Consider the following 18,215-nt stretch of genomic DNA (forward strand, 5'->3'; position numbering starts at 1 on the left):
AGTTGCTGCAAAAGTTGAGAGTAAGAGATATTTGCACTTTGCACATGATATCGCCAAACCAAATACAATGACACAAACTAAAGTGCGCTTGTGGAATGTAGATGAATATCACCGAATGCTTGAGACGGGTATTATTACAGAGGATGAACGGGTAGAACTGATTAATGGGCAAGTTATCCCCATGAGCGCCAAAAATCCTCCACACGCAGCAACAACTCTATGTGCGTCTGATTATTTTAAGCGTTGGCGCAGCCCGCCGCAGGCATCGCTAGCAGAAGTTGCCTTAGTTCGGGTGCAAGATCCCATTCAATTAAGCCAATACTCGGAACCTGAACCAGATATTGCCGTTGTCCGCATTGATGCGCGAAAGTACATTAATCATCATCCTGCACCCAATGAAATCTTTTTATTGATTGAGGTAGCAGATACAACCCTAGACACGGATTGCAAACAGAAAGCACCTTTATATGCTAATGCCGGAATTGCTGACTACTGGATTTTGGATGTGAATCAGCGTCAGGTTTTTGTTTTTTGCGAACCACTTTTGGAAGGCTACAATCAACAATTGATTTTGCAGGAAGATGCAACGTTATCCTTGATTGCATTTCCAGAAATTAAAATCCATATTAGTCAACTGTTTCCATAAGTTCGGCAATTATAGACTCCTTCATAAGGCTTGCTTTAATTCCCTCTTTTTTAAGGAGGGTTAGGGAGGATCAAGTCTTAACACAAGCGTATTGGGCAATAGTGAGTAAGATACCTATAAAAGAAGTGCGATCGCTTGATAGTATTTTATCCAAAAGACTGTCATAGAAAATATGATTCATATCTTCTATGACAACGATTCAATAATCCAATGTACAAGTCAAACCTTTATTTATGGTGTATTGTTAGCGAATGCCTAGATGAAATAGCCTTCATTTTCAAGTTAGTAAATTGCACGATCGCCTTTACAAAATCTTGCTGTTCTGGTTGCAAATGCAGTTTTTCTAGGGCTTGATTGATATTATTACCAGCTCGGAGATTGTGATTAAGTTGGGCACGTTGCGATGTATTTAAGACTGCCTCAATTTCCCTGTTTCTTCTCTGACGCACAGCCTGGAGTTCTTGGCGTTGTAAGGGAGTCAGGTTAATCTCCGACGAGGTGGAGTAGCTTGCAGTTTTAATAGTTTGGGCGGAAATAACACCAGAAGTAGTATGGAGTTGAACGGGTGCAGCTAAGGCAATTCCCGGCATGGAAAGGACAAGAGCTAGAATAGCAGCGAACACAGAAAGCCGTTTTGTCAAGTGAATTGCCATATTCAGAAATGCCTACATCTAATTTAATGCTGAGATATAGTTAAGCAATTTTCAAGCCTTAATTTTGAATCTTGAATTTATCCACCCCCAAGAGGATGGTAGTTCAGCTAGAAAATTTTATCCGCTTTAAGGGAATCCAAAAAAACTAGAATGGCAAACTTAACTGAATTATTTTTGTTAAAATCCAGACTCAAATTCAAGTTTTTACAAAATCATCACTTGATTGCTTGCTCATTTCTGTTAATCTGTCAATGCGTAAGTCCTGCAAGTAGCTTGTGATTTTATTTTAGAACACCTATCACAGAAGTTAGGCTTAATTGCATAATATCAATTATCTGTCAATGTGTAAGTTCTAAATTTAATTTCTGGAAATCCCTCAGACAAAGTATGTGCTAAAAGAGATATAAATAGTGCATTAGGCAAATCTAATGCACTATATATAACTTCACTCAGCACTCAAAACTACTCAGACCTTTTCATTCTGTCGATTTCCCGTTGTAATTCTTCAATTTGACGGCGTAAAGTTTCTGTTTCATTGGCGGAAGAATCTGCTGCAACATTTACTGATCCGGAAGCAGGCGATCGCTGATAATTTCCTCGGCGAATTTGCTGGTATTCTTCGGATACTGCCCACGCCCGTAAGTAATGCAAGCGTTCCACTGGGAAAGGATGGCTTAATAGCGTACCCTGAGCGCCATTATAAAGCAAAAATTTATACAACTGATTCAGTCCATCTTCATCCAGTGCCTGGTAATTTTCTGACTGCTTGATAAACTCTTGTAAACTACATTCATTGGCATATTTGTTACTACCGCCAGAGAGTTTCATCATCGTTGACATCACCGGATTCAAGTCATCCATGACTAGTAGTGCGGCGCGATCTGACGATAACTCAGCTTTACGCCGCCACTCAAAAAAGGCGTAAATCAAACCTTGTGTAACAATATTACCGATGCCGAAGGTTAATTCTCCCAAGGCCGAAGCAGCACTCATCGCCCACATCGCCATTTGAATTAAAATAGTATGACCACATTTAATATGCCCCAGTTCATGGGCTAACACCGCCCGAATCTCGGCTTCGTCTAGTAAGTCTAGTATCCCTGTATTTATGACTATGTAAGGATTCTCTTGCCCCAGCGCATAGCTATTTGCTTGGGGATTTTGCGAGACAAACAGTGTTGGTTCTGGGTAAATGTCCAAATCTCGGACGCATTCCCGAAACATCTGGTAAATAGTGGAATATTGACGCGGCCCGACTTGGATGGTGTTACCCGTTAGATAGACTAACTGAGGGCGTTCGTAGATAAATTCCACAAATTTACGAGCGATTAAATCAAATCCCGGTAAATTTCGTAAAGCTTGCTCGGCTTGGCGATCTAGTGGATGCCTGAAGGCTTCGCTGGAAATTCCTGTGTAAGTTGGCATAATTCAGGGTATTGGGTGATTGGTCATTGGTCATTGGTCATTGGTCATTAGTTTTGGATCAATGGCAAAGGACAAATGACAAATGACAAAGGACAACATAATAGAAATGGGGCTTTGTTCGTAAAAGTCACTTTGTATGGAATTAAAAGCGTGTGATTGAGGCAGAAGTTCATTTTTCACTACATAACTTTTTGCGATCGCAGGCGGGGTTCCCTTCCTGGCCCCATCATTTGACGATGGCACGGTTGGTAGCACGCGCCTTGCGCCTGGGACGTAGTGCCCTAATTCAAGTAGGGGCGGTTTGTGGCTATCAAGGGCGATATCGTACTAGTTTCGTAGCATCAGCCCTGATGTGGCATGGCCCTGTAATTATTGTTGCTCAAGAAGCGGTGCAGCAACTTCTGCTGCGGGTGGAAATTCCCCGTCTACAGCAGTGGCTACCAGCCAACAAAGCGATTAGGACAGGTGACGCTTGGCCTAGTGCTGAGTTCCAAGGGCTACTGTTGACCTCCCCAGAAGCTTGGTTAAAAGGACAATTTGCTGGTGGCTCTTGCTTTCCTAAAGGCATCCCCACAATTATTGATGGAGTAGATGATCTAGAAGATTGGGTGCGTCATCAACTTACCCAAGATATTCAACCCCATGATTGGGAACAACTTATGCTGGCTTGCCCAAATCAAGCTGAGGTAATTCGTGAAGCAAGGATACAACTTACACACCAACTTTTTCAGCATCCTATCAATCCATATCAGTGTTATCTAATTTCCCAGCCAGAAATAGAAATTTTGAGTCGTCTGTATTTAGCTTTAGCTTTAGATCAAGCCAACCTCCCAGATAATTGGAAAAACTTCTGGCAGCAATTTCAAACCCTTAATGAAAATCTTTCTTCCCCTGCCTCCCCTGCCCCCCCTGCCCTCTTCTGGGCAACTATTGCCCATCGACAAGGTTTATTTTCTTTGCACTATGCGCCAATGGAGTTGGGGGAAATCCTCTCACCCTTATGGCAGCGACAACCAGTAGTTTTAATTGGCAGCGCCATAGAACCGGAAACTGAGGCTCCCCTTTTCCGACAGCGCCTTGGTTTGGACGATTTAACTTGCCTGAAGTTCTCTTCAGATCAAGCAGAAGCAATTCAACTGTATGTACCTTATAAATTGCCCCTACCTAACACGCCAGAATTTCAAGCAGCATTTATTCACAAAGTCCGCACACTGGTTTGTCTAAGTGCTACAGCACCGGGATTAACGGTTGTCTTGGTAGGGGATGTACCACTCAAGTCTCAAGTTGCGACAATTCTGGCTTCAGAGTTTGGTTCGCGGGTGCAAGTAGAAAAAACTTGTTTAGATGAAAATGGTATTTTGATTAGCGGTTGGGAATTTTGGCGAGAACATCAGCGAGTCTTGCCAGCACCCCATCTGTTAATAATTGCTACTTTACCTTTACCATCTTTAGAAAATCCGCTAGTAGCTGGTAGGGTAGCTCGCTATAAGCGATCGCATCAAGATTGGTTCCGTTTATATTTGTTGCCAGCAGCTTTGAATGAATTACAAAGAGCGATCGCTCCAGTCCGAGAAAGTCAAGGTATTGTTGCTTTACTTGATAGTCGTGTAGTTAATCGCAGCTACGGCGCTCAAATTCTTGCTGCCTTAAGTCCTCTGGCCCGCATTAACTATCTCGATCCCAGTCTGTTTTCTAATACCGATGAAGAAAATTCCGCTTAAAGTCTCTAGTCTTTTGTCAATGCCAATACTTCGGCTCCGCTCAGTACAAGTGCCCAATTTACATTTTGTCAACCAAAGCGCGATCGTCTAAAACCAAGCACTATTATCAGTTTATGAGGCGTGATGCGATTCATTGCCTCTCTGTAGCCATGATTTTTGGCAAGATAAATTTAGATAGAACCTAAGTAAAAATTTGAGTTGCTGATTATGGGTGAAGCAAAGCGTCGTAAAACCACACTAGGGGAAACATACGGTCAAGAGACTCGCATCTTGCCTTGGCTTCCCATCACAAAAACTCAAGCTGAATTATTTGTCAGTTGGACAAGTCGTGGTGCTTGGATAGGCATTGGAGTTATGGTTGTAGCATGGGCAACTATCCGTTTTATCGGCCCAGCCTTCGGTTGGTGGCAAGTAGTCAACTAAATGCTGCTGTAGAATAGCCCTTTCAAGCTGGGTAAAAATTTTGCTCAATAAACTTTAACCTCTTAACTCTGTGTTGCGCCAGTTGCTTCAAGTCGGGAAACCCGCCCAACGCACTGGCTTCTCTGTGCCTCTGCGGTTAAATAAAAGAATTTTTAGCCGCAGAGACACGGAGTAGGACACTTGCGTGGGCAGGTTTCCCGACTTGAGCAAAGTGTCCGTGGCGCAGAGAGAAAAAAAAGAGATTTGACCAGTCAACTTGAAAGGGCTGATCTTAAATTGGAATTTTCCCGCAGGTTTGGTCAGTATATGCTCTACGTCTTGGGTCTATCTTTGTAGTATGTAAAGAAGCACTTTTGACCTGAGATTATGCCATCCTCTAAAAAACCCCTCACCTACCCATCCAGCCACAAAAGCAATCAAGTCGATAACTACCACAGTACTTTAGTCGCAGATCCTTACCGTTGGTTAGAAGATCCTGACTCTGAAGAAACAAGGGCTTGGATTGAGGCACAAAATCAAGTTACTTTTGGCTACTTGAGCGAAATTCCTACCAGGGAAAAAATTAAACAGCGCCTCACCAAACTTTGGGATTATGAAAAATATGGCATCCCTTTTAAAGAAGGCGAATCTCTGCAAGATGGTTCCACCGAACGCTACTTTTATTTCAAAAATGACGGACTGCAAAACCAAAGTGTTCTCTACACTCTGAAAACCCTCGACGACCAACCCAAAGTTTTACTTGACCCTAATAAACTTTCAGAAGATGGTACTGTTGCTCTTTCGGGATTGTCTATTAGCGAGGATGCTAAACTTTTAGCATACAGTCTATCTGCCTCTGGTTCTGATTGGCAAGAATGGAAAGTACGCGATGTCGAAACTGGTGAAGACCTGCAAGACCACCTGAAGTGGATTAAATTTTCTGGCGCGTCGTGGACACATGATAATCAAGGTTTCTTCTACAGTCGCTACGATGAGCCAAATGAAAAAACTCAATTAGAAGATGTTAACTATTATCAAAAGCTCTACTATCATCAATTAGGTAAACCCCAATCAGAAGATGCACTAATTTACCATCGTCCTGACCAAAAGGAATGGGGTTTTAGTGGCGGTGTTACTGAAGATGGACGCTATTTAATAATTTCAATTTGGCTGGGAACTGACTCCAAAAATTTAGTCTTCTTTAAAGATTTGACTAACCCTAATGCTGAAGTCGTAGAACTAATTAACCAATTTGAGGCAGATTATAGCTTTATCGACAATGATGATAGCGTGTTTTATTTCCGCACGGATTTAAATGCACCACGGGGACGAGTGATTGCTATTGACAGCAAAAACCCTGCACCAGAAAATTGGCGAGAAATTATTCCCCAATCAGCAGAAACGTTGGAAAGTGTAGGGATACTCAATAACCAATTTGTTGCTGATTACCTTAAAGATGCTCACAGCCAAATTAAAATCTTTGATCTCAAAGGTGAGTTTATTCGTGAGGTAGAATTACCTGGACTCGGTTCAGCCGGGGGTTTTGGAGGTAAGCGTCATGATACCGAAACTTTTTATAGTTTCACCAGTTTCACCACACCAGGAACTATCTATCGCTACGATATGGTAACTGGTAAAAGTACCATTTTCCGCCAGCCACAGGTAGATTTTAATCCTAATGATTACGAGACTAAACAAATCTTTTATCATAGCAAAGATGGTACTAAAGTACCAATGTTTATCACCCATAAAAAGAGCATAAAGTTAGATGGAAATAACCCGACTTATCTATATGCCTATGGTGGTTTTAATGCCTCAATGACACCTGGTTTTTCTGTAAGTCTTTTGGTGTGGATGGAGATGGGTGGTGTCTATGCTATGCCTAATATACGCGGCGGTGGAGAATACGGTGAAGAATGGCATCAAGCAGGAATGAAGGATAAAAAGCAGAATGTCTTTGATGACTTTATTAGTGCAGCTGAATGGTTGATTGCTAATAAGTATACTAAGACTGAGAAGCTAGCGATCGCAGGTGGTAGCAACGGCGGTTTATTAGTGGGTGCTTGTATAACGCAACGTCCCGATTTGTTTGGTGCAGCTTTACCAGCAGTCGGCGTCATGGATATGTTGCGGTTCCACAAATTTACCATCGGTTGGGCTTGGACTTCCGAATATGGTTCAGCAGATAATCCAGAAGAGTTTCCAGCGCTGTATACTTATTCGCCACTACACAACATCAAACCAAATACAGCTTACCCAGCAACCTTAATTACCACAGCCGATCATGACGATCGCGTTGTCCCTGCTCATAGTTTCAAATTTGCCGCAGCTTTGCAAGAGGCTCACGCAGGTGATGCGCCAACGCTAATTAGAATTGAGACTAAAGCAGGACATGGTGCGGGTAAACCCACGGCTAAAATTATTGAGGAAGCCGCAGACAAATGGGCTTTTTTGGTGCGTACTTTGAATGTTGAAGTTTAGAAGATTGACTGCTTGATCAATTCGATAAACGCGATCGCTTCGACTTTTGAGTAAGGCGCATCCCCAATACTGCTCGGTTAAGGAAAAAAGTACACGGGTAGGGGCACAACATGTTGTGCCCCTACGATTATCTGTACCTCACGCCTGTTGCAATCTGCTGTAAAAGCGATCGCTCATAAAAATAACAAGTTGGAAAATCTGTTGTAATAAGCCATTGATCAAAAGATGTTATCACCCAGATGCCAAATTAAAAGGGAATCAGCTTAAGAAATAAGGGTGGAGAGAAACAATTATTTACTTCACCCTTACTGCTTTTCTTCATCTGAGCAAGAAGTTTAATTTTTTTTAACTCTCTTGTGCTTAAAACGCGACAGCTTGGGCTGTCCCCTTGAGATTGATTGTTGTATAAGTTTGTTTCTGCCCCTGGTTGAATTGAGGAATCACAGAAAAGCGGTTTGTTGTGGTGATTCCTTTAGTTTCAACTTTTACTTCGTTGCTAGATCCAAGGTTTACACGAGGTATGAGCAAGGTAAATGTGGTGTTGCCAGTATCTACTGTCTTTTTAATAGTCACAGTCACTAGTGTACCAATTTCCGTATCTACAGTACGAATCTCATCTCCGGTAAAGTTTAATGTCTGTTTCTGCTCTTGATAGTTGAAAAGGGGCTTACCAATAAAGCTTGACGTTGAGTAATTAATAATGACTTTCTCGCCTTTGGAATTATACCCTGTGAAATTATACAAGTTCGGTGTTTGTTCGACTTGGGCATGAGACTGTAATACAGGTATTGCGGCTAAGGTTATACCTAATGTGAATGATGCAATTAAGTTTCTTGTTTGCATATTTTAAAAAGTTATTGCTAGTTTGGCGAAGATATTTCCCCTGATGGGATGACCAAATAATTACTAATTCGTAATTCGTAATTCGTAAATAAAAATTCATTAAGGAGAAATTAATAATTAATTTATTAAGGATACAGAGCAACTTAATTTATTAATGGAATCAATAAATTCATTCCTTATTCAGAGCAAGCGACTTCAGTCGTAGGCTTGAATTACGAATTACGAATTATCAATTACGAATTATGTTGGCAAGGAATGAAACCAATTTTAAAAGTGGATATTCCGGAAAACTTGTCAAATGAAACACATTGCAATCGTTGTTAATAGACTTGTAATAATTTGTAATACGGCGTAAAGTTACATCTGACTTTAAAGTTGGGAGTAGGGAGTGGTGAGTGGGGAAAGACCACTTTTATGCTTGGTTGTGAACTTGCTTCATCGGGACTGTCTTGAAAATAAAGAATAAGTGGCAATAAATAATAAAAGGGATTTTTATACCTTCGTTGTGGGCTATTGCTCGTAGGTGTCTTGCAAATAGGTGAACTTGAAAACCGACCATTACGGCATGGCGGAAATAAAGTTACCATTAAAAATGGTAAAAAAGCCGCGAATGTAAGTCTTTTAACTTCCAGAAAGCGATACTAAGGTTTTGTTTTTTAATTAGAAATTTTGCATTTCCCATTGCTTATGAAGCTACGCTCATATATGCTTGTAGGGTTTTTTCTCAGCCTTCTGCTAAGTATTTTGCCTTTTTCGGGCAATTTCACCAATGCTGCAACACCAACAACAGCCGCACCTGTATCTGCTGTCTCATTCACCCAAGGGGTGCAAAAAACGGTATTGGACAACGGCTTAACGGTGCTAACTAAAGAAGTCCATACCGCTCCAGTAGTCAGCGTACAAGTTTGGTATAAAGTTGGCTCACGTAACGAGGTTAAGGGAGAGAATGGCATTTCTCACCAGCTAGAACATTTAATGTTCAAGGGTACAACTGACCGTCCTGTGCAGTTTGGAAGGTTATTTAGTGCCTTGGGTAGCCAGTTCAATGCTTTTACTAGTTATGACGAAACAGCTTACTTTGGCACAGTGCAACGAGACAAACTCGAAGCATTGTTGACACTGGAAGCCGATCGCATGGAAAACTCTTTAGTTGGGCCCGATCAACTGACAAGTGAAAAGCGGGTGGTGATCTCCGAGTTACAGGGGTACGAAAATTCACCAGGCTATCGTCTGAGTCGGGCAGTGATGCGAGATGCTTTCCCTAATAGAGCCTATGGCTTACCTGTGGGAGGCACAAAAGCTGATGTAGAAAAATTCACGGTGGAGCAGGTGCGGAATTATTACCAAACCTACTACAGCCCAGAAAATGCCACGTTGGTGATTACAGGCGATTTTGCCACAGAACCTGTACTCAAAGTTGTTAAAGAAACTTATGGGAAGTTGGCAAAACGAGCAAAAGAGGACACGGGGACGCAAGGACGCAAGGACGCGGTGAGGGGAAATACCACCGCGTCTTCTTTGGTTGCCCCTACTACTAAAAAAGCACCGATTGTTTTGAAGCAACCTGGAAGTGCGGCACTACTGCAAGCAGTGTATCCTCTGCCAGATATCAAGCATCCTGATGTCCCAGCAATTGATGTGATGGATGCCATCCTCACAGGCGGACGTAGTTCTAGGCTTTACCAGGCTTTGGTGGAATCTGGACTCGCTAGTTCAGCGAGTGGCGGTGCTGCCGAACTCATTGAACCAGGTTGGTATGAAATTAATGCTACGGCGGCTCCGGGTCAAGAGTTAGGGAAAATTGCTCAGGTGCTTCAGGAATCTTTAGCAAAATTGCAACAGCAGCCAGTTACTACTGAAGAATTGAACCAGGCGAAGACGCAACTGCAAGCCTCTTTTATTTTGGGGAACCAAGACATCACTAGTCAGGCAAGCCAATTGGGATATAACCAAACTGTGGCTGGCGATTATCATTTTATTGAACAGTATCTGGCTGCGATCGCAAAAGTCACCCCAGCCCAAGTGCAGCAAGCAGCAAAAACTTACCTAAATCCCGCGAAACAAACCATCGGCTTCTTTGAGCCAACTCAACCAGATGGTAAACCAGGAACTTCCAGCGCTGGTTCTGGTCGCACAGTGGAAAATTTCAGCCCTGGTAAGCCTGTAGATCCAGCAGAACTGGCGAAATATCTGCCACCTGCCACATCCGTTACAGATTCGGGCAAACAATCATTACCAGAAGAGTTTACCTTAAATAATGGTTTGCGGGTTTTGCTCTTGCGCGATCGCAATCTCCCCACCATTAACCTGAGTGGACAAATTGACGCTGGTACTGAATTTGACGGCAACCAAAAAGCTGGATTAGCGAATTTAACTGCGGCCAACTTAATGAATGGGACGCAGACTAAAAATGCTCTTACCCTAGCAAAAACCTTAGAAGACCGGGGAGCCGATTTGAACTTCGGTGCCAGCCGCGAAGGAGTTAGCGTTAGCGGTGAGGGACTTTCAGCGAACCTGCCGATATTGATTCAAACTCTGGCAGACGTGTTAGAAAACGCGACTTTCCCAGCCGACCAGTTAGAACTGAGTCGCCAACGGGCACTGACAAGTCTCAAAGTCCAGCTAGATGACCCCAGAGGTTTAGGAAGACAAGTATTTCAGCAGGCAATTTACCCAGAAAATCATCCATTCCATAGCTTTCCCACAGCCGAGAGTTTAAAGAGTATTACTCGTGATGATTTGTTTGGCTTCTACCAGACACACTACCGACCAGATAGCACAACGATCGCAATAGTTGGAGACTTTGATCCACTTAAAGTAAAATTGTTGCTATATCAGGCGTTTGGCAAATGGTCAGCCACGGGTAAGCCACCTGTTCTCGAAATAGCGTCCGTGCCATTGCCGCAAACTTTGACACGTTTAAACAAAGTGATACCTGGTAAAGCAGAAGCTGTTACCTACATCGGCTACAACGGCATCTCTCGGAAAGACCCACGTTATTATGCAGCACTGATACTGAATCAAATTTTGGGTGGTGATACCTTATCGAGCCGCTTGGGTACGGAAGTACGCGATCGCCAGGGTCTAACCTACGGTATCTATAGTGGTTTTGCCGCCGGAATCAATCCCGGCCCGTTCTTGATTCAGATGCAGACTGCTCCTGGTGATGCCCAAAAAGCGATCGCCAGTACTCTCGCTTTACTCAAACAGTTGCGCGAACAAGGAGTAACTGAGTCTGAATTCAACACGGCAAAACGCTCAATTACTAATAGCTATCCTGTGGATTTAGCTAATCCCAGTGACGTATCAAGCATCATTTTGAATAATGCTGTTTTGGGACTTTCACGCTCAGAAATCCGAGAGTTTCCCCAGAAGATTCAAGCAGTCACGATGGCTCAGATGCAACAGGCAATTGAGGATTTAATTAAGCCGGAAAATCTGATAATTGTCACTGCTGGCCCTGGAGAGACTGTAACCAAGGGCAGCTAATTACCTCAAGCCAAAACACAAAGGTACTAACCCAAGTTGCTAGTTACAGATTCAGGCGATCGCTAGCGACCACTTAAATAATTCGTAATTCGTAATTCGTAATTCGTAATGGGCTTCGCCCCGCAACGCTTTCGTAAATTTTGTTTTGTAATGGGGATTTAACCCCAACACAAAACAAAATTTTTATTGAACTGGGGGACTTAAACCCACGGACAGGAGTTAAACAATAAAATCCCCTGAGCGTGAGAAAATTCGCAGGGGCAGATGTTAAATCAGTTATCAGTTATCAATTATCAGTAAACACAAAGCGTATGGTGAGGGGCTGTTACCCACCACCAACGCATACCACCAACATTTGTGTGGTGTTTCGTCAAGGATTTAACTGATAACTGAAAACTATTCACTGTTAAATGAAACAATTGCGATCTATGCTATCATCGACGACCTACTCAAGGCCATTGGACACCGTGAAGATATTCGTTGTCTCATGGTGTGATGCAGAAATAATTACTAGGGCACTGGTTGCGGCAATGTTTTTCAATAGTAATCATAAGTATTGCTTGTGACTATTATGTTAGACCATAAACTGACATTAATAATGTTAGAAAAGTCACGATTCAATCTGAGATTACACCGTTTATCGATGTTAATCAACGACCTGTTTCATCAACTAGGAATGATACTAAAAGAGATAAGTGAGACTACGGAATATCTTTTAGACTCATTCCCTGTAGCAATCTGTGACAACATTCGTATCTAGAAACCCCGCTTCCATTCTTCTCCCCGAAAGGTCGAGAGGCTTTGAAACCCCCCTTCCCTACAAGGGAAGGCTTGCTCGGGGGGTTAGGTTTCTGGGTGTCGCCGTTATAAGCAAATGCGATCGCCGTTATAGCAAATGCGATCGCCGTTATAGCAAATGCGATCGCCGTTATAGCAAATGCGATCGCCGTTATAGCAAATGCGATCGCCGTTATAGCAAATGCGATCGCCGTTATAGCAAATGCGATCGCCGTTATAACAAATGCGATCGCCGATATAGCAAATGCTGTCGCCGATATAACAAATGCGTAGGCGTAGCCAGCCGTAGGCATCGCCGAAATAACAAATGCGTAGGCGTAGCCAGCCGTAGGCATCGCTGAAATAACAAATGCGGTCGTTCTGCTCCCCACAAATTATGATTTCATTGCAAGTAGAGTAGCCTCATATCAGGGCATGAATTTAGAATTTGAGTGGGATAACCAAAAAGCTAGTTTGAATCTCAACAAGCACCGCATCAGCTTTGAAGCGGCTAAGACAGTCTTCAACGACTCTCTAGCTTACATATTCAACGATGAATGGCACTCTGTTAGTGAACGACGGGAAATCATCATCGGACGTGACCAAGACAATCGCCTGTTATTGGTCTGTTTTACAGAAAGAGCAAACGTTATCCGTATCATTAGCGCACGTCTAGCAACCAACAAAGAACGAAGAGATTATGAAGAATTCCCAGGCTTCTGAATTTTGCAACAACGCAGATGATGACTTGCTTCCAGAGTATAACTTTGACTATCGCAAAGCCTTGCCCAACCGTTTCGCTAGTCAGGAAGAAAAAGCTCCTTTGACAGTTACCCTTGATGCTGATGTCGCTGAGATATTCAAAACATCAGAAGCTGTTAACAACGCTCTCCGTGCCTTACTCTCAGCAATTCCAAAGGCTGAAAGATAAACTGCTCCAGCGTAGCCAGCCTTTGGCATCGCTATTGCCTATTCTCTAACTCGTCTCCTGAATTTGCAGACGTATAGTGTGTTCAGTCGCATCACTAAGTTGCAATTCCATGATTTCACCACCCAGAGGTTCCAAGCAAGTCAGGAGCGATCGCAAGTTGGGTGTACTTGCGCCAGTATCTACATATAATCTATCCGCCAAATTACCGATCCGTTTCCAAGTCATGTACAATTTAGCGATCGTTTGTTCAATTTGCGATGCTTGATTCACCAAATCGGCAGCAATGCTCAAACAGCCGACTCTTTGCGCTTCTTCTAAGGCTGTTTCAATATCAACATCTTCCTTCGTCAACGCTTGGACTTGAGCCGCCCCTTTGAGATATTTGGCCAAGTTACGCGCTTCGGTGGTTACCTGTTTGAGGGTATCCATATCAGGGTTAGCAGCAATTTCCTTCTGGATAAACTTTTGGTGCGATTCTGGCAGTTTTTCCATTTCCTTCACCAGTGGGGCGATGTAGCGTGGGGGAAGGGTATTATCTGCTGCTTTTTCCTTGACTGCTTCGGGTAATAAATCTGAGGACATGGCTGTCCATTCATCGCTGAGTTGACGCACTTCTCGCCTGGTGATCCGATCGCCTTTTTGTGCGGCTTCACTCACCATCTGTTGCACTTCTGGGACTGCTTTGGAGGTTTCAACAAAAGCCCGTTTGCTGAAGTTGTTCACAGTTCCGGGATCAAGTTTACCGTCTTCGATAAGAGTATCGGCACTATTCGCCAGTTGAATCCAGGAGTATGCTTGACTTTTGCTGATTTCTCGCTCTTTTAGCCATCGCAGAAAGCCAGTACCGCGTCCGTCACCACCGACTTTCTCTCTGTCGCGGATAGCCCGTAAAATTCGCCCCCGCCAGATTTCAGTTTGCAAATCAAAGCGATCGCATACCTGCCAAGCTACTTCTAGCTGCTGTTGAAAATCTGACTCTAGAATCTGTTCATCTTCTGGATCGGGCAGTTCAAAGCTGATATCTGCTGGCTGTAGTAAAGCAGCAGCAAGGTTGTTTATGGAGTCGGTGTCTTGCACGATTGATGACTAACTAGTGGATGCGATCGGCTTATTATGCCACAATCTGTGGACTCTCACTTAAGCGGGAGTACGGTATTATGAGTTACAACAAATATAGTAGGAAGGGGTAAACCACCTTTGTAAAGTCTTTAATTAATTAGAGACAATAAAAATAAAACGATGAATCAGGTAGATTACCTCCGCATAAGCTTAATCGATCGCTGCAATTTTCGCTGTCAATACTGTATGCCAGAGGGAGTAGAACTGGATTATATTCTCAAGCAACAGCTGTTGACTGATGAAGAACTACTCACCTTAATTGAAGAGGTATTTATTCCAGTAGGCTTTAAGCGGTTTCGGTTGACTGGGGGTGAACCCTTGTTGCGTCCGCGTGTGGTAGATTTAGTAAGTGCGATCGCAACTCTCCCCCAAACTCAAGACCTCTCAATGACCACCAACGGTTTTTTGCTGGCTCCGATGGCACAAAACCTCTACAACGCAGGTCTGCGACGAATTAACATTAGTCTTGACTCTCTTGATCCCGACATTTTTGATCAAATTATTGGTAATCAGGGGCGTTCTCGTTGGCAACAAGTTTGGCATGGAATTCAAGCTGCTCATCAAGTCGGATTCGACCCCCTAAAGCTGAATGTGGTGGTGATTCCTGGTGTTAATGACCACGAAGTTTTAGATTTAGCCGCCCTGACAATTGACAAACAGTGGCACGTTCGATTTATTGAATTTATGCCCATTGGTAATGTGCATTTGTTTGGCGATCGCGGTTGGGTATCTTCAGCCGATTTACGAGGACGTATTCGCGATCGCTGGGGCTTGACAGAATCACAAGTTCGTGGTGCTGGCCCTGCTGATGTCTTTCAAATTCCCGGTGCGAAGGGGACACTGGGATTTATTAGTCAAATGTCGGAATGTTTTTGCGATCGTTGTAACCGGATGCGCCTGAGTGCAGATGGCTGGCTGCGTCCCTGTTTATTAAATGAAACTGGTCAAATAGATTTAAAAACGGCTTTGCGTTCTGGTGTAAGCACCGCTCAATTACAAGAGCAGGTGAGTAGTTTACTAGCAATCAAGCCAGAAATTAACTTTAAAGGGCGCGATTCTGGTAATAAGGGTATATACACCCGCACGATGTCGCAAATTGGCGGATAGTCATTGGTCATACTGAATCAAAGGCTGAAACTCTCTTCCTGTATGGGGTGTCAAATTATAGATTTGCTCAACTCGACAGGGTGAGGAGCGATGCCTGCGGTGGTCACTGAGCGGCTGGTGAGCGGCTGGCCCTGAGCGCAGTCGTTCGCGTTAGCGTCTCCGACAGGAGAAGGCAGTCGAACCATGTCGTTCGCGCAGCGTCTCCAAGAGTTGTGCGGGCTATTCGGCGTCGCTAGGATTGATTCAAAATTGGTGAAAAAGGTTCTTGCTAAAAATCTCCAATTTGCTGCAAAACTACAAAATACTTGGCCACGATAGAGTCAGTAGCATAATTAAATTACTTGACCAAAACAAAAGCAGCAGCCACAAGACACTACTAATTATCCTGAAGTTCCCTCGTTCGACGAAATCAGTACTTTTGATGAATTGCTGCTCGTGCCAAAGTTGCCAAACTCGAAATGCAGTGTAAAGTGTACCAATAATTACCACTAAACTTGGCAACCAAACTCTACTGACTATTTCTTCAGTGACAATTTGGATAATAAGAACTAGCAAGTAGAAGCCAAAGATTTTGCGAATTTCAGGATACTTAAACCAAATAACAAACGTAATTGTAGGAACAATAAGCCCAATAGCGATCGCTAACAAGATCCAGACTCGAATAAATCTCAGTCCAGCATCGCTATAATTAATCATTTGACTAATTGGTAATATTCCAATTGAGGTTAGCCAACCCACAAGTATTACTACTAAAGTTGCCAGTACCATAAAGAGGAATGTCGTTTTCCAAGTCATTAATTGTTTGCTCCACTAACCAATTGAGCTTCAAAGTTCAACGAACGTCGGTTATAATTGAACTTTGGACAAAAGAGGTAATAGCTTTTATTAAATCTCTACCTACTGATGGTGTTATCGATCCATTGTCCCAAGATATTATAGTGCCATTGAGTCAGCAAGCACTACAAATAAAGAAATAATTTGAGCGATCGCTTTAAATTGAATCATTTTTAGCATTAAAACTAAGTATCCTACTTACTTTTCGTACCAACAATCGTAGGAAGCCATTGGAGCTTAATTACTGGACTTTTAATCATGGCTAGGCTGTGTTTTGTTGATTTGTGCAAGCGGTGCAATCTGTTTGTCATAAAACTCAGGAGATGATGAAAATGACAATTAATCATGGAATATTATCGCAACCAGGTGAAGGTGATAGTTATTCAGTAGCAGGCGATGTAACCACCTTTAAAGCTACGAGCGAACAAACAGATGGCAAATATGCACTATTTGAAGTAGTAGTTGCACCCCAATTAGGGCCGCCGCCACATATTCATAGTCGAGAAGATGAAGCATTCTATATTCAAGAGGGTTCGATTGAGTTTTATCTTGATGAACAAATAGTTGTAGCAACTCCCGGAACATTCTTGCATTCTCCCAAAGGCCAACTCCATAGTTTTAAAAATATTGGTTCTGTACCAGCCAAAATGCTGATTTGGGCTACTCCAGGTGGACTAGAAAAGTTTTTTGCACAAGTCGGAACTAAAGTAGAAAATTCGTCAGTTCCACCGTTACCCATAACTCAAGAAACCATTGACCGAATATTAGCAACTGCTCCTGAATATGGAATTACAATTGTTCTTCCTGAAGCTGATAATTCTCCATAAAATTGTGGCTTTGATTCAATACCGAAAATAATTGGATATTTGGCAGGGCAAGAAGTAGAAATTTCTCAACTGATACGAGTGCATATTGCCAAGCATGGTCAATATTGCTAGAAGTATTGTTAAAAAAATTGACTTTGACAAACGGTTTTAGCCTTAACCCAAGCGTATTGCTATATAGCCTACCTCAAAGGAAAAATAAGGGGTATGCTTAAACACAGATCCCCATACTAATTATTCTCAATTAAAAAGTGTGAGCAGAGGTTTCGTTTCTTCTGCTCACACTTTGGGACTTGCCCTTTGCAAATAACTAAGGACAAATGACTATTACGCTTGTCGTGAGTAGTATTCCACCACAAGTAGTTCATTAACTTGTAGTGCCACCCATTCGCGCTCAATAACGCTGTTGACTTTACCAACCAACTTATTTTTGTCAAACTCCAAATGACTGGGGAGGTTGGCCAAACCGGGATATTGTAAGTTAGCTTCCACCAACTTCCGTGATTGTGCCCTATCCCTGACTGCAATTACTTCACCAGGACGGCATTGATAGCTGGCAATATTAACCACACGACCGTTAACAGTTACGTGACCGTGATTTACCAGTTGACGAGCTGCTGGGATAGTCGGGGCTATACCCAAGCGGAAAACGGTATTATCCAAGCGCATTTCTAGCAATTGCAGCAGCACTTGTCCGGTAGAACCAGTAACACGTCTGGCTTTACGCACATAGCGCAGCAATTGCTTTTCAGTCAAACCGTAGTTGAAGCGGAGCTTTTGCTTTTCTTCTAGACGGATAGCATACTCAGAGCGCTTCTTGCGGTTCTGACCATGCTGACCAGGTGGATAAGCGCGTCTGGCGCTTTTACGAGTTAATCCTGGTAAATCGCCCAAGCGGCGTACAATTCTGAGGCGTGGCCCTCTATATCGGGACATGAGTTTCCTTAATCTAATCCTGTTTAA

The 18,215-nt window shown here is 43.0% G+C and carries 16 protein-coding genes and 1 pseudogene; 10 read left to right on the forward strand and 7 right to left on the reverse strand.

The genetic code is table 11. The features are described 5' to 3' along the window. Positions 1 to 67: 67 nt before the first annotated feature. Positions 68 to 646, forward strand: coding sequence for a Uma2 family endonuclease (locus LC653_RS03440; RefSeq protein ID WP_229492606.1), 579 nt, complete (start codon positions 68 to 70; stop codon positions 644 to 646). A gap of 227 nt (positions 647 to 873) precedes the next feature. Here LC653_RS03440 and LC653_RS03445 read toward each other — a convergent pair whose 3' ends face one another. Further along, positions 874 to 1,299, reverse strand: a complete 426-nt coding sequence (locus tag LC653_RS03445) for a hypothetical protein (protein ID WP_229492607.1) — start codon at positions 1,297 to 1,299, stop codon at positions 874 to 876. A 462-nt stretch (positions 1,300 to 1,761) separates the two neighbouring features. After that, on the reverse strand, positions 1,762 to 2,724 hold the full coding sequence (locus LC653_RS03450; RefSeq protein ID WP_229492608.1) for a M48 family metallopeptidase: 963 nt from the start codon (positions 2,722 to 2,724) through the stop codon (positions 1,762 to 1,764). A gap of 152 nt (positions 2,725 to 2,876) precedes the next feature. Here LC653_RS03450 and LC653_RS03455 point away from each other — a divergent pair, with 152 nt between their 5' ends. The 3 genes from LC653_RS03455 to LC653_RS03465 all read left to right on the forward strand — a co-directional run bounded on the left by LC653_RS03455 (position 2,877) and on the right by LC653_RS03465 (position 7,328). Further along, positions 2,877 to 4,445, forward strand: coding sequence for a helicase C-terminal domain-containing protein (locus LC653_RS03455; protein ID WP_229492609.1), 1,569 nt, complete (start codon positions 2,877 to 2,879; stop codon positions 4,443 to 4,445). Between the two features lie 207 nt (positions 4,446 to 4,652). Next, a complete protein-coding gene (locus tag LC653_RS03460) occupies positions 4,653 to 4,868 on the forward strand; it encodes a DUF2839 domain-containing protein (RefSeq protein ID WP_229492610.1) in 216 nt (71 codons plus the stop codon). A gap of 366 nt (positions 4,869 to 5,234) precedes the next feature. Continuing rightward, positions 5,235 to 7,328, forward strand: coding sequence for a prolyl oligopeptidase family serine peptidase (locus tag LC653_RS03465; protein WP_229492611.1), 2,094 nt, complete (start codon positions 5,235 to 5,237; stop codon positions 7,326 to 7,328). Positions 7,329 to 7,688: 360 nt separating this feature from the next. Here the strand turns inward: LC653_RS03465 and LC653_RS03470 are convergent, their stop codons facing one another. Next, entirely contained in the window at positions 7,689 to 8,171 is a 483-nt protein-coding gene (locus LC653_RS03470; RefSeq protein ID WP_229492612.1) for a hypothetical protein, read from the reverse strand. Positions 8,172 to 8,876: 705 nt separating this feature from the next. On the opposite strand from LC653_RS03470, the gene LC653_RS03475 reads away from it, so the two are divergent. Continuing rightward, the gene (locus LC653_RS03475; protein ID WP_229492613.1) at positions 8,877 to 11,660 is read left to right on the forward strand and encodes a M16 family metallopeptidase; all 2,784 of its coding nucleotides are present in this window, start codon (positions 8,877 to 8,879) and stop codon (positions 11,658 to 11,660) included. A gap of 403 nt (positions 11,661 to 12,063) precedes the next feature. Continuing rightward, a pseudogene (locus LC653_RS47835) lies at positions 12,064 to 12,417 on the forward strand (transposase family protein); the annotation flags it as partial. On the opposite strand, the gene LC653_RS03480 reads toward LC653_RS47835, so the two are convergent. Continuing rightward, on the reverse strand, positions 12,362 to 12,829 hold the full coding sequence (locus LC653_RS03480) for a hypothetical protein (protein WP_229492614.1): 468 nt from the start codon (positions 12,827 to 12,829) through the stop codon (positions 12,362 to 12,364). The pseudogene LC653_RS47835 and the gene LC653_RS03480 sit on opposite strands and share 56 nt — an antisense overlap. A 43-nt stretch (positions 12,830 to 12,872) precedes the next feature. Here LC653_RS03480 and LC653_RS03485 point away from each other — a divergent pair, with 43 nt between their 5' ends. Then, complete coding sequence (locus LC653_RS03485) at positions 12,873 to 13,160, forward strand: BrnT family toxin (protein ID WP_229492615.1); 288 nt, start codon at positions 12,873 to 12,875, stop codon at positions 13,158 to 13,160. Further along, positions 13,138 to 13,368, forward strand: a complete 231-nt coding sequence (locus LC653_RS03490) for a hypothetical protein (RefSeq protein ID WP_229492616.1) — start codon at positions 13,138 to 13,140, stop codon at positions 13,366 to 13,368. Before LC653_RS03485 ends, LC653_RS03490 begins: the two co-directional genes overlap by 23 nt. A gap of 45 nt (positions 13,369 to 13,413) precedes the next feature. Here the strand turns inward: LC653_RS03490 and LC653_RS03495 are convergent, their stop codons facing one another. Next, positions 13,414 to 14,445: a hypothetical protein gene (locus LC653_RS03495; RefSeq protein ID WP_229492617.1), complete on the reverse strand. Its 1,032-nt coding sequence runs from the start codon at positions 14,443 to 14,445 to the stop codon at positions 13,414 to 13,416. Positions 14,446 to 14,607: 162 nt separating this feature from the next. Here LC653_RS03495 and moaA point away from each other — a divergent pair, with 162 nt between their 5' ends. Further along, on the forward strand, positions 14,608 to 15,594 hold the full coding sequence (gene moaA / locus LC653_RS03500) for a GTP 3',8-cyclase MoaA (RefSeq protein ID WP_229492618.1): 987 nt from the start codon (positions 14,608 to 14,610) through the stop codon (positions 15,592 to 15,594). Positions 15,595 to 15,888: 294 nt separating this feature from the next. On the opposite strand, the gene LC653_RS03505 is transcribed toward moaA, so the two are convergent. Continuing rightward, a complete protein-coding gene (locus LC653_RS03505; protein WP_229492619.1) occupies positions 15,889 to 16,389 on the reverse strand; it encodes a hypothetical protein in 501 nt (166 codons plus the stop codon). A gap of 371 nt (positions 16,390 to 16,760) precedes the next feature. Between LC653_RS03505 and LC653_RS03510 the strand changes: the two genes are divergently transcribed. Further along, positions 16,761 to 17,255, forward strand: a complete 495-nt coding sequence (locus tag LC653_RS03510; RefSeq protein ID WP_229492620.1) for a quercetin 2,3-dioxygenase — start codon at positions 16,761 to 16,763, stop codon at positions 17,253 to 17,255. A 324-nt stretch (positions 17,256 to 17,579) separates the two neighbouring features. Here LC653_RS03510 and rpsD read toward each other — a convergent pair whose 3' ends face one another. Further along, positions 17,580 to 18,188, reverse strand: a complete 609-nt coding sequence (rpsD, locus tag LC653_RS03515; protein ID WP_012408407.1) for a 30S ribosomal protein S4 — start codon at positions 18,186 to 18,188, stop codon at positions 17,580 to 17,582. Between the last annotated feature and the right edge of the window lie 27 nt (positions 18,189 to 18,215).

It is taken from the genome of Nostoc mirabile CHAB5784, from assembly GCF_020829645.1.
GTDB classification, from domain to species: Bacteria; Cyanobacteriota; Cyanobacteriia; order Cyanobacteriales; family Nostocaceae; genus Nostoc; species Nostoc mirabile.

What these genes read in the sequence shown, in the direction of transcription:
- LC653_RS03440 (WP_229492606.1), top strand. Translation starts at nt 68, where the DNA reads ATGACACAAACTAAAGTGCGCTTGTGGAATGTAGATGAATATCACCGA.
- LC653_RS03445 (WP_229492607.1), bottom strand. Translation starts at nt 1,299, where the DNA reads ATGGCAATTCACTTGACAAAACGGCTTTCTGTGTTCGCTGCTATTCTA.
- LC653_RS03450 (WP_229492608.1), bottom strand. Translation starts at nt 2,724, where the DNA reads ATGCCAACTTACACAGGAATTTCCAGCGAAGCCTTCAGGCATCCACTA.
- LC653_RS03460 (WP_229492610.1), top strand. Translation starts at nt 4,653, where the DNA reads ATGGGTGAAGCAAAGCGTCGTAAAACCACACTAGGGGAAACATACGGT.
- LC653_RS03465 (WP_229492611.1), top strand. Translation starts at nt 5,235, where the DNA reads ATGCCATCCTCTAAAAAACCCCTCACCTACCCATCCAGCCACAAAAGC.
- LC653_RS03470 (WP_229492612.1), bottom strand. Translation starts at nt 8,171, where the DNA reads ATGCAAACAAGAAACTTAATTGCATCATTCACATTAGGTATAACCTTA.
- LC653_RS03475 (WP_229492613.1), top strand. Translation starts at nt 8,877, where the DNA reads ATGCTTGTAGGGTTTTTTCTCAGCCTTCTGCTAAGTATTTTGCCTTTT.
- LC653_RS03485 (WP_229492615.1), top strand. Translation starts at nt 12,873, where the DNA reads ATGAATTTAGAATTTGAGTGGGATAACCAAAAAGCTAGTTTGAATCTC.
- LC653_RS03490 (WP_229492616.1), top strand. Translation starts at nt 13,138, where the DNA reads ATGAAGAATTCCCAGGCTTCTGAATTTTGCAACAACGCAGATGATGAC.
- moaA (WP_229492618.1), top strand. Translation starts at nt 14,608, where the DNA reads ATGAATCAGGTAGATTACCTCCGCATAAGCTTAATCGATCGCTGCAAT.
- LC653_RS03505 (WP_229492619.1), bottom strand. Translation starts at nt 16,389, where the DNA reads ATGACTTGGAAAACGACATTCCTCTTTATGGTACTGGCAACTTTAGTA.
- LC653_RS03510 (WP_229492620.1), top strand. Translation starts at nt 16,761, where the DNA reads ATGACAATTAATCATGGAATATTATCGCAACCAGGTGAAGGTGATAGT.
- rpsD (WP_012408407.1), bottom strand. Translation starts at nt 18,188, where the DNA reads ATGTCCCGATATAGAGGGCCACGCCTCAGAATTGTACGCCGCTTGGGC.